The following is a 13,701-nucleotide window of genomic DNA, read 5'->3' on the forward strand; positions in this document are numbered from 1 at the left end:
TGAAGCCAGGAGCCACCGATGAGTCATTTGGGGCGCGCCCGCCGTAACTCCGACTGCACCGCCGGCGGCTCGCGGCCCGTGGTGCGGTCGCACCGGCCGCGGCGGGTCGAGGGCGCCGAGCAGGCGTTCGTCATCGGAGTGCTCACCAACGCCGCGGACTTCGCCCGGGCCCGCGCCTGGGGGATCTCCGACGCCCCCGACCACGAGCGCTACCTGGCCGACACCGCGGACCTGCTGGCCGAGGCGCTGGAGCGGTTCGACACCGTCCGGGCCCGGACGTTCCACCCGCAGGACTTCGAGGAGTTCTGCCTGCTGAACGGGCTGGACCCGGCCGAGCCCGCGGCCCGCGACCGCTACCTGGTCAACCCGGCCCTGCAGACCCAGCTGCTGGCCTATCAGGGCGAGGAGCTGGCCGGGGACTTCGTGCCGCGCCTGGTGCGCGCCCGGGAGAACGGGCTGACGCTCTGCCACGCCGACCTGCTGCTCGACGGGGGCCTGTACGGGGGCGCGGGCGCGTCCGACGAGGAGCACGCCGCCTGGGTGCGCGCCGCCTACGAGCGCGGGGGCGAGGTGTTCCGGCGGATTCTGGTCGGCGCGGGCGCCGGGGTGTACGAGCTGCGCCTGCGGGTGGACGCGCCCGGCGGCGGGCTGACCGCCGCGGCCCGGGTGCTCCAGTGGGAGGACGGCGTGGTCCGGATCAACGACGAGGACCTGGAGCTGGTCTGCGCGGTGCTCTGCACCGGGCTGGCCCTGGAGCTGCCGGGCGTCGCGGTGCTGCACGGCTCGCAGGGCTCGGCGGCCTCCTGCGGGGAGTACCTGCCGGCCTCCTGGGCCTGGTCGAGCGGCGGGCAGGAGTGGGCCCCGGCCGACCGGCCGGTCCGGCTGGACGGCGTGGCGGCGCAGCCCGGCTACAGCCTGGGGACGGTCTGCTGACGCCTCCGCCGCCCCGGGGTGGTGTGGCTACACCGCGGCGCGGCCCCCGGTCTGGGGAGCCGCGCCGTGACGTTTCTGCTTGCCAGCACTAGTGGCGCGAGTGCTGGATCGTGCCTGGATCCGCTGGCGGGAGCCGGTGCGGTGAGCCTCAGCTCGCATCCTCCTCGCGCACCGCACGGCGCGCGTCGGGGTTCAGCACGCCCCAGGAGATCAGCTGCTCGGTGAGGATCGACGGGGACTGGTCGTAGATCACGGCCAGGGTGCGCAGGTCGTCCTGGCGGATCGACAGCACCTTGCCGTTGTAGTCGCCGCGCTGGCTCTGGATGGTCGCCGCGTAGCGCTGCAGCGGGCCGGCCTTCTCGGAGGGGACCTGGGTCAGTCTCTCCAGGTCGAGGACCAGGCGCGGCGGCGGCTCGGCCGCGCCGCCGGGCGTACCGCCGGGCAGCAGCTCCTGGACCGGGACGCCGTAGAACTCCGCCAGTTCGGCCAGTCGCTGCACGGTGACCGCACGGTCACCACGCTCGTACGAACCGACGACGACTGCCTTCCAGCGCCCCTGGGACTTCTCCTCGACACCGTGCAGGGAGAGACCCTGCTGAGTGCGGATCGCTCGGAGCTTGCCTCCGAGTTGCTTCGCGTAGTCGCTGGACATTGATCTCCCCGGACGAGATTGCTTCGCGTTCAGTGGTGGGTCACGGGCGATTGCCGACGCCGTTACCGGTGGGTCCGACGTCCGTCTCGTAACTCACTGTGAGGTTACGTAGAGTAAGGTAGTTGCGTCAAGCCGAATGGGGCAGTCGTGCGAATGGCCCGCATCGGCGGCGCGTCCGGAGTGTTAACCCGGGGAAGCGGAATGGTGGACGTCTGTTTGCCGTCCGGCGCGCTGGTAGGATGACCGAAGCCCGCGCCCGGTCGGCGGGGGCCATCCCAGACATCCTTTAAGGCCCGTCCAGTGAGGCGGGGAAGGAGGTCCGCTTCGGCATGACCACACACCACGAACCCACGCCGCGGCCGCCGCACCAGGTGCTCGACGGCACGGACATCGCCCGGGTCGTCACCCGGATAGCGCACGAGATCGTCGAGCGCGCCAAGGGCGCGGAGGACGTCGTGCTGCTCGGCATCCACACCAGGGGCGTCCACCTCGCCCGCCGCCTGCACGACCGGCTGGCCCAGATCACCGGGCGCGAGATCCCGCTGGGCTCCCTGGACATCACCATGTACCGGGACGACCTGCGGCTGAAGCCCGCCCGGGCCCTGGAGCACACCGAGATCCCGCCCGGCGGCATCGACGGCAAGCTCGTCATCCTGGTCGACGACGTGCTCTTCTCCGGCCGCACCATCCGCGCCGCGCTCGACGCGCTGAGCGACATCGGCCGCCCGCGCGCCGTCCAGCTCGCCGTCCTGGTCGACCGCGGCCACCGCGAGCTGCCGATCCGCGCCGACTACGTGGGCAAGAACCTCCCCACCTCGCTGCGCGAGGCCGTGCAGGTGCGCCTCGCCGACCGCGACGGCGTGGACGCCGTCCTGGTCGGCGACCGCGACTTCGCCCAGCGCTCCTCGCAGGCCCTGGCCCCCCAGTCTTCCGAACCGCACCTCCCGGAGTAGCCCGCGTGAAGCGCCACCTCGTCTCCGCCGCCGATCTCAGCCGCGACGACGCGCTGCTGATCCTGGACACCGCCGAGGAGCTCGCCCAGCTCTCCGGCCGGGCCGTCAAGAAGCTGCCCACGCTGCGCGGCCGCACTGTCGTCAACCTCTTCTTCGAGGACTCCACCCGGACGAAGACCTCCTTCGAGGTCGCCGAGAAGCGGCTCTCGGCCGACGTCATCAACTTCTCCGCCAAGGGCTCCTCGGTCTCCAAGGGCGAGAGCCTCAAGGACACCGCGCTGACCCTCCAGGCGATGGGCGCCGACGCGGTGGTCATCCGCCACCACGCCTCCGGCGCCCCGGCCCGGCTGGCCCAGTCCGACTGGCTGCACGGCAGTGTGATCAACGCCGGTGACGGCACCCACGAGCACCCCACCCAGGCGCTGCTCGACGCCTTCACCATGCGCCGCCACCTCAACCCGGGCGCCGGCCAGGACCTCGCGGGCCGCCGGGTGACCATCGTCGGCGACGTCCTGCACAGCCGGGTCGCCCGCTCCAACGTCCACCTGCTGAACACCCTCGGCGCGCAGGTGACCTTCGTCGCCCCGCCGACCCTGCTGCCGATCGGGATCGAGAACTGGCCCTGCGAGGTCAGCTACGACCTGGACAGCGTGCTGCCCAAGACGGACTCGCTGATGATGCTGCGGGTGCAGCGCGAGCGGATGAACGCCGCGTTCTTCCCGACCGAGCGCGAGTACAGCCGCCGCTACGGCATGAACGGCCGCCGGATGGCCCAGCTGCCGGACCACGCGATCGTGATGCACCCCGGTCCGATGGTCCGCGGCATGGAGATCACCGCCGAGGTCGCCGACTCGCCGCGCTGCACCGCGATCGAGCAGGTCGCCAACGGCGTCTCCGTCCGGATGGCCGTCCTCTACCTGCTGCTCGGCGGCGCCGTCTTCGCCGACGCGCCCACCGACACCCCCCGTACCGACTCCGTGGAGACCGCCCAGTGACCAGCTACCTGATCCGCAACGCCAAGATCCTGGGCGGCGCCCCGCAGGACCTCCACCTCGCCGACGGCGTCGTCCAGGCGATCGGCACCGGCCTGACGGTCGAGGCGGACATCGAGATCGACGCCACCGGGCTGATCGCCCTGCCCGGCCTGGTCGACCTGCACACCCACCTGCGCGAGCCCGGCCGCGAGGACGCCGAGACCGTGCTCACCGGCACCCGGGCCGCCGCGATGGGCGGCTTCACCGCCGTGCACGCGATGGCCAACACCACCCCGGTGGCCGACACCGCCGGCGTCGTCGAGCAGGTCTGGCGGCTCGGCCAGGAGGCCGGCTACTGCGACGTGCAGCCGGTCGGCGCCGTCACCGTCGGCCTGGAGGGCAAGCAGCTCGCCGAGCTCGGCGCGATGCACGAGTCCGCCGCCGACGTCCGGGTCTTCTCCGACGACGGCAAGTGCGTGGACGACGCGGTGCTGATGCGCCGCGCCCTGGAGTACGTCAAGGCCTTCGACGGCGTCGTCGCCCAGCACGCCCAGGAGCCGCGGCTCACCGAGGGCGCCCAGATGAACGAGGGCCAGGTCTCCGGCGAGCTCGGGCTCGGCGGCTGGCCGGCCGTCGCCGAGGAGTCGATCATCGCCCGCGACGTGCTGCTCGCCGCGCACGTCGGCTCCCGGCTGCACGTCTGCCACCTCTCCACGGCCGGCTCGGTCGAGATCGTCCGCTGGGCCAAGTCCAAGGGCTGGGACGTCACCGCCGAGGTGACCCCGCACCACCTGCTGCTCACCGACGAGCTGGTCCGCACCTACGACCCGGTCTACAAGGTGAACCCGCCGCTGCGCACCGCCGAGGACGTCCGGGCACTGCGCGAGGCGCTCGCCGACGGCACCATCGACGCCGTCGCCACCGACCACGCGCCGCACCCGGCCGAGGACAAGGACTGCGAGTGGGCCGTGGCCGCGATGGGCATGGTCGGCCTGGAGACCGCGCTGTCGGTCGTGCAGCAGACCATGGTCGACACCGGCCTGCTGAACTGGGAGGGCGTCGCGGACCGGATGTCGCACCGCCCGGCCCGGATCGGCCGTCTCACCGGTCACGGCCGGCCGATCTCGGTGGGTGAGCCCGCCAACCTGGTGCTGTTCGATCCCGCGTACCGTGGTGCCGTGAACCCGGACAGCTTCGCCACCCGCAGCCGCAACACCCCCTACAAGGGCCTGGACCTGCCCGGACGGGTGCACGCCACCTTCCTGCGCGGGCGCGCCACCGTGCTGGCCGGCGAGCTCGCCGAGCGGGGCGAGGCGTGATGGACCGCGCCACGCTCGCCCAGGAGCAGGCGAAGGTCACCGACTGGCCCGGGTACATCGGCTGGTCCATCGGCCTGCTGATCGTGATCGGCCTCGTCTACTGGCTGATGCGCCAGGGCTGGAACTGGCGGCGCACCCTGCAGTCCGGGATCCCGCCGCTGCCGGCCGTGCCGGCCCGCGCCGGGCGCACCATCCTGGAGACCAGCGGCCGGTACCACGGCACGACCACCGCCGGGAACTGGCTGGACCGGGTCGTCGCCCACGGCCTGGGCACCCGCAGCCGCGCCGACCTCACCCTCGGCGAGGACGGCCTGCTGGTGCAGCGCCCGGGCGACGTCGACTTCTGGATCCCGGCCGAGCACCTGACCGGTGCCCGTACGGACTCCGGGATCGCCGGCAAGGTCGTCCCCTCCGGGCTGCTCGTCGTCACCTGGACGCACGAGGGCGCCGAGCTGGACTCCGGTTTCCGGGCCGACCACCCCGATGAGCACGCCGCCTGGGTCGAGGCGGTCGCCCAACTCGCAACACGTACGAAGACGAAGACGGAAGAGGCCGCGCAATGACCGCACCTGCCCCCACCACGCAGCGCCAACGGCGGGAACGAGTGCCTGCCGTGCTCGTCCTGGAGGACGGCCGGACGTTCCGCGGACAGGCCTACGGCGCCATCGGCGAGACCTTCGGCGAGGCGGTCTTCAACACCGGCATGTCCGGCTACCAGGAGACCCTCACCGACCCGTCGTACCACCGCCAGGTGGTCGTGATGACCGCCCCGCAGATCGGCAACACCGGCTGGAACGACGAGGACGACGAGTCCAAGCAGATCTGGGTCGCCGGCTACGTGGTGCGCGACCCCGCCCGGGTCGCCTCCAACTGGCGCTCCCGCCGCTCGCTCGACGAGGAACTGGTCAACCAGGGCGTCGTCGGCATCAGCGGCATCGACACCCGCGCGCTGACCCGCCACCTGCGCGAGCGCGGCGCGATGCGCTGCGGCATCTTCTCCGGCGAGGCGCTGGCCGACCAGGCCGCCCTGCTGGCCCGGGTGCAGCAGTCGCCCGAGATGAAGGGCGCCGACCTGTGCGCCGAGGTCGCCACCACCGAGGCGTACGTGGTACCCGCGATCGGTGAGAAGAAGTTCACCGTCGCCGCGCTGGACCTCGGCATCAAGGCGATGACCCCGCAGCGGATGGCCGAGCGCGGCATCGAGGTGCACGTGCTGCCGGCGAACTCCACCCTGGAGGACCTCTACGCCGTCAACCCGGACGGCGTGTTCTTCTCCAACGGCCCGGGCGACCCGGCCACCGCCGACCACCAGGTCGCCGTGGCGCAGGGCGTGCTGGAGCGCAAGACCCCGTTCTTCGGGATCTGCTTCGGCAACCAGATCCTCGGCCGCGCCCTGGGCTTCGGCACCTACAAGCTCAAGTACGGCCACCGCGGCATCAACCAGCCGGTGCAGGACCGCACCACCGGCACGGTCGAGGTGACCGCCCACAACCACGGCTTCGCCGTGAACGCCCCGCTGGACAAGGTGAGCGACACCCCCTACGGGCGGGTCGAGGTCTCCCACGTCTGCCTCAACGACGACGTGGTCGAGGGCCTCCAGGCACTCGACGTCCCCGCCTTCAGCGTGCAGTACCACCCCGAAGCGGCCGCCGGTCCGCACGACGCCGCCTACCTGTTCGACCGCTTCGTGAAGCTCATGGAGGGCCAGCGTGCCTAAGCGCTCTGACATCAAGTCCGTCCTGGTGATCGGCTCCGGTCCGATCGTGATCGGCCAGGCCGCCGAGTTCGACTACTCGGGTACGCAGGCCTGCCGGGTCCTCAAGGCCGAGGGCCTGCGGGTCGTGCTGGTCAACTCCAACCCGGCCACGATCATGACCGACCCGGAGATCGCCGACGCCACCTACGTCGAGCCGATCACCCCGGAGTTCGTCGAGAAGATCATCGCCAAGGAGCGCCCCGACGCGCTGCTGCCGACCCTGGGCGGCCAGACCGCGCTCAACACCGCGATCTCGCTGCACGCGGCGGGCACGCTGGAGAAGTACGGCGTCGAGCTGATCGGCGCCGACGTCGAGGCGATCAACAAGGGCGAGGACCGCGAGCTCTTCAAGGGCGTCGTCGAGGCCGTCAACGCCAAGATCGGCCACGGCGAGTCCGCCCGCTCGGTCATCTGCCACACCATGGACGAGGTGCTGGCCGGCGTCGACACGCTCGGCGGCTACCCGGTCGTCGTCCGCCCCTCCTTCACCATGGGCGGCGCCGGCTCCGGCTTCGCCCACAACGAGGAGGACCTGCGCCGCATCGCCGGCCAGGGCCTGACCCTCTCGCCGACCACCGAGGTGCTCCTGGAGGAGTCCATCCTCGGCTGGAAGGAGTACGAGCTGGAGCTGATGCGCGACAAGAACGACAACGTCGTGGTCGTCTGCTCCATCGAGAACTTCGACCCGATGGGCGTCCACACCGGTGACTCGATCACCGTCGCCCCGGCGATGACGCTCACCGACCGCGAGTACCAGATCCTGCGCGACATCGGCATCGCCGTCATCCGCGAGGTCGGCGTGGACACCGGCGGCTGCAACATCCAGTTCGCCGTCAACCCCGAGGACGGCCGGGTCATCGTCATCGAGATGAACCCGCGCGTCTCCCGCTCCTCGGCGCTCGCCTCCAAGGCCACCGGCTTCCCGATCGCCAAGATCGCCGCCAAGCTGGCCGTCGGCTACACCCTGGACGAGATCCCCAACGACATCACCGAGCAGACCCCGGCCTCCTTCGAGCCGACCCTCGACTACGTCGTCGTCAAGGTGCCGCGGTTCGCGTTCGAGAAGTTCCCGAGCGCCGACGCCACGCTGACCACCACCATGAAGTCGGTCGGCGAGGCGATGGCCATGGGCCGCAACTTCCCCGAGGCCCTGCAGAAGGCGCTGCGCTCGCTGGAGAAGAAGGGCTCCCAGTTCAACTGGACCGGCCCGCTCGGGGAGAAGACCGAGCTGCTGGTCAAGGCCACCGTGCCGACCGACGGCCGGATCAACACCGTGATGGACGCCATCCGGGCCGGCGCCACCCCGGAGGAGGTCTTCGAGTACACGAAGATCGACCCGTGGTTCGTCGACCAGCTCTTCCTGCTGGACGAGATCGCCGGCGAGCTGGCCGAGGCCGAGGAGCTCACCCCCGAGCTGCTGCGCCACGCCAAGCGGCACGGCTTCTCCGACCAGCAGATCGGCGAGATCCGCGGCCTGAAGCCGGACGTCGTCCGCGAGGTGCGGCACGCCCTCGGCATCCGCCCGGTGTTCAAGACCGTCGACACCTGCGCCGCCGAGTTCGCCGCCAAGACCCCGTACTTCTACTCGTCCTACGACGAGGAGAACGAGGTCGCCCCGCGCACCAAGCCCGCCGTGATCATCCTGGGCTCCGGCCCGAACCGCATCGGCCAGGGCATCGAGTTCGACTACTCCTGCGTGCACGCCTCCTTCGCGCTCGCCGACGCCGGGTACGAGACCGTCATGGTCAACTGCAACCCGGAGACCGTCTCCACCGACTACGACACCTCCGACCGGCTCTACTTCGAGCCGCTCACCCTGGAGGACGTGCTGGAGATCGTCCACGCCGAGCAGCAGGCCGGCCCGCTCGCCGGCGTGATCGTCCAGCTCGGCGGCCAGACCCCGCTCGGCCTGGCCCAGGCGCTCAAGGACAACGGCGTGCCGATCGCCGGCACCCAGCCCGAGGCGATCGACCTCGCCGAGGAGCGCGGCGCCTTCGGCCGCGTCCTGCGCGACGCCGGCCTGCCGGCCCCCAAGCACGGCACCGCCTTCTCCTTCGAGGAGGCCAAGGCGATCGCCGACGAGATCGGCTACCCCGTGCTCGCCCGCCCGTCCTACGTGCTCGGCGGCCGCGGCATGGAGATCGTCTACGACGAGGCCTCGCTCGCCTCCTACCTGGAGCGCCACGCGGGCCTGATCTCCGAGCACCCGGTGCTCATCGACCGCTTCCTCGACGACGCGGTGGAGATCGACGTCGACGCCCTCTACGACGGCACCGAGCTCTACCTCGGCGGCGTCATGGAGCACATCGAGGAGGCCGGCATCCACTCCGGCGACTCCGCCTGCGCGCTGCCCCCGATCACCCTCGGCGGCTACGACATCAAGCGCCTGCGCACCTCCACCGAGGCCATCGCACGCGGTGTCGGCGTCCGCGGCCTGATCAACATCCAGTTCGCCATGGCCGGGGACATCCTCTACGTGCTGGAGGCCAACCCGCGCGCCTCCCGGACCGTCCCGTTCACCTCCAAGGCGACCGCCGTGCCGCTGGCCAAGGCCGCCGCCCGGATCTCGCTCGGCGCCACCATCGCCGAGCTGCGCGCCGAGGGCCTGCTCCCGGCCGAGGGCGACGGCGGCACGCTGCCCGCCGACGCGCCGATCGCGGTCAAGGAGGCCGTGATGCCGTGGAGCCGCTTCCGCGACATCCACGGCCGCGGCGTGGACACCGTGCTCGGCCCGGAGATGCGCTCGACCGGTGAGGTCATGGGCATCGACAAGGTGTTCGGCACCGCCTACGCGAAGGCGCAGTCCGGCGCGTACGGCGCGCTGCCGACCAAGGGCAAGGTCTTCGTCTCGGTGGCCAACCGGGACAAGCGCAACCTGGTCTTCCCGGCCCGGGCGCTGGTCAACCTCGGCTTCGAGGTGCTCGCCACCGCCGGCACCGCCGAGGTGCTCCACCGCGGCGGCATCCCGTCCACGCTGGTGCGCAAGCACAGCGAGGGCGAGGGCCCGAACGGCGAGCGGACCATCGTCCAGCTGATCCACGACGGTGAGGTCGACCTCATCATCAACACGCCGTACGGCACCGGCGGCCGCCTCGACGGCTACGAGATCCGCACCGCGGCCGTGGCCCGCGCGGTGCCCTGCCTGACCACCGTCCAGGCGATGGGCGCGGCCGTGCAGGGCATGGACGCGCTGCTGCGCGACGAGGTCGGGGTGATGTCGCTCCAGGAGCACGCCGAGCTGATCAACGCCGGCCGCAAGTAGCACCACCGCAGTGGGGGGCACCGGAGCCAGCCGGGTGCCCCCCACTTCCATGAGCAAGCCCGTTATCCGCTCCGGGAGTTGAACCACCCTTGTACAAGCTTCTGTTCGACCTGCTCTTCAAGAGGATGGACCCCGAGAAGGCCCACCACCTCGCCTTCTTCTGGATCCGCCTCGCCTCCTCGGTGCCCGGCCTGCGCACCCTGGTGCGGCTGGTGCTCGCCCCGCGCGACCGGGCCCTGCGCACCCGCGCCCTCGGCCTCGACCTGCCCGGCCCGTTCGGCCTGGCGGCCGGCTTCGACAAGAACGGCGTCGGCATCGACGGCCTGTCGATGCTCGGCTTCGACTACGTCGAGATCGGCACCGTCACCGGCGAGGCCCAGCCCGGCAACCCGGCGCCCCGGCTCTTCCGCCTGGTCGAGGACCGCGCGCTGATCAACCGGATGGGCTTCAACAACCAGGGCTCGGCCCGGGTCGCCGCCCGGCTGGCCGCCCGCCCGCACACCAGCTCCACCCCGGTGCTCGGCGTCAACATCGGCAAGACCAAGGTGGTCGAGGAGGCCGACGCCGTCGCCGACTACGTGAAGTCCACCGAGCGGCTCGCCCAGTACGCCGACTACCTGGTGGTCAACGTCAGCTCGCCGAACACCCCCGGGCTGCGCAACCTCCAGGCCGTGGACCACCTGCGGCCGCTGCTCTCCGCCGTCCGCGAGGCCGCCGACCGCACCACCGCGCACCACGTGCCGCTGCTGGTCAAGATCGCCCCCGACCTGGCCGACGAGGACGTCGACGCGGTCGCCGACCTCGCCCTGGAGCTGGGCCTGGACGGCATCATCGCCACCAACACCACGATCGGCCGCGAGGGCCTGCGCGCCGACGCCGCGCGGGTCGAGGAGATCGGCATGGGCGGCCTGTCCGGCGCCCCGCTCAAGGCCCGCGCCCTGGAGGTCCTCCAGCGGCTGCGCGCCCGCACCGGGGGCCGGCTGACCCTCGTCTCGGTCGGCGGCATCGAGACTGCGGAGGACGCCTGGCAGCGGATCGTCCACGGCGCCGACCTGGTCCAGGGCTACAGCGCCTTCATCTACGAGGGCCCGTTCTGGTGCCGGCGGATCCACAAGGGCCTGTCCGCCAAGGTCCGCGCGGGCGGCTTCCGCAGCCTGGCCGACGCCGTCGGCAGCGCCGTCCGCGGCTCGTGAACACCCCCATCGGTTCTGGACCCACCGGTCCTGGAAAGGACGACATGACCCTCGCCCCGTTCGGCGCCCGGCTGCGCCAGGCCCTCGACACCCGCGGCCAGCTCTGCGTCGGCATCGACCCGCACGCCTCCCTGCTCGCCGCCTGGGGGCTCGGCGACGACCTCGCCGGGCTGGAGTCCTTCAGCCGCACCGTGGTCGAGGCGCTGGCCGACCGGGTGGCCGTGCTGAAGCCGCAGGCCGCCTTCTTCGAGCGCTTCGGCAGCAAGGGCGTCGCGGTGCTGGAGCGCACCGTCGAGGAGGCCCGGGCGGCCGGCGCGCTGGTCCTGATGGACGCCAAGCGCGGCGACATCGGCTCCACCATGGCCGCGTACGCCGAGGCCTTCCTGTCGCCGGGCAGCCCGCTGTTCTCGGACGCGGTGACGGTCAGCCCGTACCTGGGCTTCGGCTCGCTGCGCCCGGCCCTGGACCTGGCCCGGGAGCAGGGCTGCGGCGTGTTCGCGCTGGCGCTCACCTCCAACCCCGAGGGCGCCGAGGTGCAGCGCGCGGTGGGCGCGGACGGCGAGCCGGTCGCGGCCTCGGTGCTGCGGCAGCTGGCGGCCGAGAACGAGGGCGCCGCGCCGCTCGGCTCCTTCGGCGCGGTCGTCGGCGCGACGCTGGCCGACGCGGGCGTGGACCTGGCCATCAACGGCCCGCTGCTGGCCCCCGGGATCGGCGCCCAGGGCGCGACCATGGCGGACCTGCCGCGGGTCTTCGGCGCCTCGGTGATGAACGTGGTGCCGAGCGTCAGCCGCGACGTGCTCAAGCACGGCCCCTCGGTGCCGGCGCTGCGCGCGGCGGCGGAGCGCTTCGTCGGGGAGTTCGCGGAGGCCGTGTAGGGCCCGTCCTGCCGGTCAGCCCGGATCGGGAGTGATCGGCAAGACGGGTCCTGGTAGCGGGACCCGTCCTTCAGGTAGCGGGGTGGTGACCCTGCGGAGTGTCCGCAGGACCGCGCGGTGGCCGCCGAGTTGACGTGAGCGCCGTCACATCGGCCCCGCCAAAGTCTCGCAATCGCGGTCATTTTGCCCTGGAAAGTCCTGGTCGGCCTTGGCTGACCAGGACTTTTCGTGTTCTTTTCCTGACGTGGCGCCGCAATCCGGGTAGTGTCCGGCGATAGGTCATCGGCGAGCCGCGATTTCCGTGGCTCCCGCAGGTCAGGGCCTTGTGGTTCCCCTTGCGGACGGTGTCCTCGGTACCGAAACCAGTCCTAGCTCAATCCATCCATCCACACCCTGAGGTGAACGGCGTGGCCCTTCCGCCCCTTACCCCTGAACAGCGCACCGCCGCGCTCGCCAAGGCCGCCGAGGCTCGCCGGGAGCGCGCCGAGGTCAAGAACCGGCTCAAGCACTCCGGCGCCTCCCTGCACGAGGTGATCAAGGCCGGCAAGGCCGACAACGACGTGATCGGCAAGATGAAGGTCTCGGCTCTGCTCGAGTCCCTTCCCGGCGTCGGCAAGGTCCGCGCCAAGCAGATCATGGAGCGCCTCGGCATCAGTGAGAGCCGGCGTGTCCGCGGCCTCGGTACGAACCAGATCGCTTCCCTGGAGCGGGAGTTCGGCGGTGGCGCCGCCTGACCGTGCCCCCGTGGTCCCAGGATCCCCCGCGATCCGGGATAATCGGTGCATGAGTGAGCGTCCGCGGCTGACCGTGCTCTCCGGCCCTTCGGGGGTCGGCAAGAGCACGGTCGTCGCTCATATGAGGAAGATGCACCCCGAGGTCTGGCTCTCGGTGTCGGCGACGACCCGGCACCCGAGGCCCGGCGAGAAGAACGGGGTCCAGTACCACTTCGTCGACAACGACGAGTTCGACAAGCTGGTCGCCAACGGCGAGCTGCTGGAGTGGGCCGAGTTCGCCGGGAACCGTTACGGGACCCCGCGTGCGGCCGTGCAGGAGAAGCTGGAGCGCGGCGAGCCGGTGCTGCTGGAGATCGACCTCCAGGGCGCCCGGCAGGTGCGCGAGTCGATGCCCGAGGCGCAGCTGGTCTTCCTGGCCCCGCCGAGCTGGGACGAGCTGGTCCGCCGGCTGACCGGCCGGGGCACCGAGTCGCAGGACGTGATCGAGAAGCGGTTGGCGGCGGCCAAGATCGAGCTCGCGGCCGAGCCCGAGTTCGACACGACCCTTGTCAACACCTCGGTCGAGCAGGTAGCGGCCGAACTGCTAGCCTTGCTCGGTGTAGCCTGACCTGTCTGTCTTTTCCACCCTTTCGGAAGGTTTTAGCGTGTCCTCTTCCATGACCGCGCCCGAGGGCATCATCAACCCGCCGATCGACGAGCTGCTCGAGGCCACCGACTCCAAGTACAGCCTCGTGATCTACGCCGCCAAGCGCGCGCGCCAGATCAACGCTTACTACTCCCAGCTCGGCGAGGGCCTGCTGGAGTACGTCGGCCCGCTGGTCGACACCCACGTGCACGAGAAGCCGCTGTCGATCGCGCTGCGCGAGATCAACGCGGGCATGCTGACCGCCGAGGCGGTCGAGGCTGCCTGAGGCGGTCGCTGAATTTCCGGGAGGGCCCGGCGGAATCGTTTCCGCCGGGCCCTCCGGCGTTCCCGGCGCCGGAGCGCGGTGCGGAGCGCCGTACGGGGTCGGGCCGGGGCGCTGTGCGGGGCGGGGCCAAGGGGCCGTA

Annotated in this window: 13 protein-coding genes; 12 read left to right on the plus strand and 1 reads right to left on the minus strand. The window is 71.6% G+C overall.

Translation table 11 applies throughout. From position 1 onward, the window contains the following. Positions 1-18 precede the first annotated feature (18 nt). On the plus strand, positions 19-933 hold the full coding sequence (locus ACFRQN_RS01480) for a hypothetical protein (protein WP_380737427.1): 915 nt from the start codon (positions 19-21) through the stop codon (positions 931-933). A 148-nt stretch (positions 934-1,081) separates the two neighbouring features. Here ACFRQN_RS01480 and ACFRQN_RS01485 read toward each other — a convergent pair whose 3' ends face one another. Next, a complete protein-coding gene (locus ACFRQN_RS01485) occupies positions 1,082-1,585 on the minus strand; it encodes a transcriptional regulator (RefSeq protein WP_030056198.1) in 504 nt (167 codons plus the stop codon). A 329-nt stretch (positions 1,586-1,914) separates the two neighbouring features. Between ACFRQN_RS01485 and pyrR the strand changes: the two genes are divergently transcribed. The 11 genes from pyrR (at position 1,915) to rpoZ (ending at position 13,562) form a co-directional block, all read left to right on the plus strand. Beyond that, a complete protein-coding gene (pyrR, locus tag ACFRQN_RS01490; RefSeq protein WP_049651356.1) occupies positions 1,915-2,538 on the plus strand; it encodes a bifunctional pyr operon transcriptional regulator/uracil phosphoribosyltransferase PyrR in 624 nt (207 codons plus the stop codon). Positions 2,539-2,543: 5 nt separating this feature from the next. Beyond that, the gene (locus ACFRQN_RS01495; RefSeq protein WP_049651357.1) at positions 2,544-3,533 is read left to right on the plus strand and encodes an aspartate carbamoyltransferase catalytic subunit; all 990 of its coding nucleotides are present in this window, start codon (positions 2,544-2,546) and stop codon (positions 3,531-3,533) included. Beyond that, positions 3,530-4,831 (plus strand): dihydroorotase, encoded by a 1,302-nt coding sequence (locus ACFRQN_RS01500; RefSeq protein ID WP_049651358.1) that lies wholly within the window; start codon positions 3,530-3,532, stop codon positions 4,829-4,831. The genes ACFRQN_RS01495 and ACFRQN_RS01500 overlap by 4 nt, the downstream gene beginning before the upstream one ends. After that, the gene (locus ACFRQN_RS01505) at positions 4,831-5,394 is read left to right on the plus strand and encodes a hypothetical protein (RefSeq protein ID WP_049651359.1); all 564 of its coding nucleotides are present in this window, start codon (positions 4,831-4,833) and stop codon (positions 5,392-5,394) included. The genes ACFRQN_RS01500 and ACFRQN_RS01505 overlap by 1 nt, the downstream gene beginning before the upstream one ends. Further along, entirely contained in the window at positions 5,391-6,548 is a 1,158-nt protein-coding gene (gene carA, locus ACFRQN_RS01510; RefSeq protein WP_117487144.1) for a glutamine-hydrolyzing carbamoyl-phosphate synthase small subunit, read from the plus strand. Before ACFRQN_RS01505 ends, carA begins: the two co-directional genes overlap by 4 nt. Beyond that, positions 6,541-9,849, plus strand: coding sequence for a carbamoyl-phosphate synthase large subunit (gene carB / locus ACFRQN_RS01515; protein ID WP_117487143.1), 3,309 nt, complete (start codon positions 6,541-6,543; stop codon positions 9,847-9,849). The genes carA and carB overlap by 8 nt, the downstream gene beginning before the upstream one ends. Positions 9,850-9,938: 89 nt before the next feature. After that, positions 9,939-11,042, plus strand: coding sequence for a quinone-dependent dihydroorotate dehydrogenase (locus ACFRQN_RS01520; RefSeq protein ID WP_117487142.1), 1,104 nt, complete (start codon positions 9,939-9,941; stop codon positions 11,040-11,042). 44 nt (positions 11,043-11,086) lie between these two features. Continuing rightward, positions 11,087-11,917, plus strand: a complete 831-nt coding sequence (pyrF, locus tag ACFRQN_RS01525; RefSeq protein WP_380737430.1) for an orotidine-5'-phosphate decarboxylase — start codon at positions 11,087-11,089, stop codon at positions 11,915-11,917. Positions 11,918-12,324: 407 nt separating this feature from the next. Then, positions 12,325-12,651 carry an integration host factor, actinobacterial type gene (mihF, locus tag ACFRQN_RS01530; RefSeq protein WP_030056187.1) on the plus strand — a complete coding sequence of 109 codons (327 nt, stop codon included), beginning with the start codon at positions 12,325-12,327 and terminating at the stop codon, positions 12,649-12,651. 49 nt (positions 12,652-12,700) lie between these two features. After that, a complete protein-coding gene (gene gmk / locus ACFRQN_RS01535) occupies positions 12,701-13,258 on the plus strand; it encodes a guanylate kinase (RefSeq protein WP_049651364.1) in 558 nt (185 codons plus the stop codon). 37 nt (positions 13,259-13,295) lie between these two features. Next, a complete protein-coding gene (rpoZ, locus tag ACFRQN_RS01540) occupies positions 13,296-13,562 on the plus strand; it encodes a DNA-directed RNA polymerase subunit omega (RefSeq protein ID WP_030056185.1) in 267 nt (88 codons plus the stop codon). Positions 13,563-13,701: the final 139 nt, after the last annotated feature.

Source organism: Kitasatospora sp. NPDC056800 (assembly GCF_042789775.1).
In the GTDB taxonomy this organism is placed as follows: Bacteria; Actinomycetota; Actinomycetes; order Streptomycetales; family Streptomycetaceae; genus Kitasatospora.

What these genes read in the sequence shown, in the direction of transcription:
- ACFRQN_RS01480 (WP_380737427.1), top strand. Translation starts at nt 19, where the DNA reads ATGAGTCATTTGGGGCGCGCCCGCCGTAACTCCGACTGCACCGCCGGC.
- ACFRQN_RS01485 (WP_030056198.1), bottom strand. Translation starts at nt 1,585, where the DNA reads ATGTCCAGCGACTACGCGAAGCAACTCGGAGGCAAGCTCCGAGCGATC.
- pyrR (WP_049651356.1), top strand. Translation starts at nt 1,915, where the DNA reads ATGACCACACACCACGAACCCACGCCGCGGCCGCCGCACCAGGTGCTC.
- ACFRQN_RS01505 (WP_049651359.1), top strand. Translation starts at nt 4,831, where the DNA reads ATGGACCGCGCCACGCTCGCCCAGGAGCAGGCGAAGGTCACCGACTGG.
- carA (WP_117487144.1), top strand. Translation starts at nt 5,391, where the DNA reads ATGACCGCACCTGCCCCCACCACGCAGCGCCAACGGCGGGAACGAGTG.
- pyrF (WP_380737430.1), top strand. Translation starts at nt 11,087, where the DNA reads ATGACCCTCGCCCCGTTCGGCGCCCGGCTGCGCCAGGCCCTCGACACC.
- gmk (WP_049651364.1), top strand. Translation starts at nt 12,701, where the DNA reads ATGAGTGAGCGTCCGCGGCTGACCGTGCTCTCCGGCCCTTCGGGGGTC.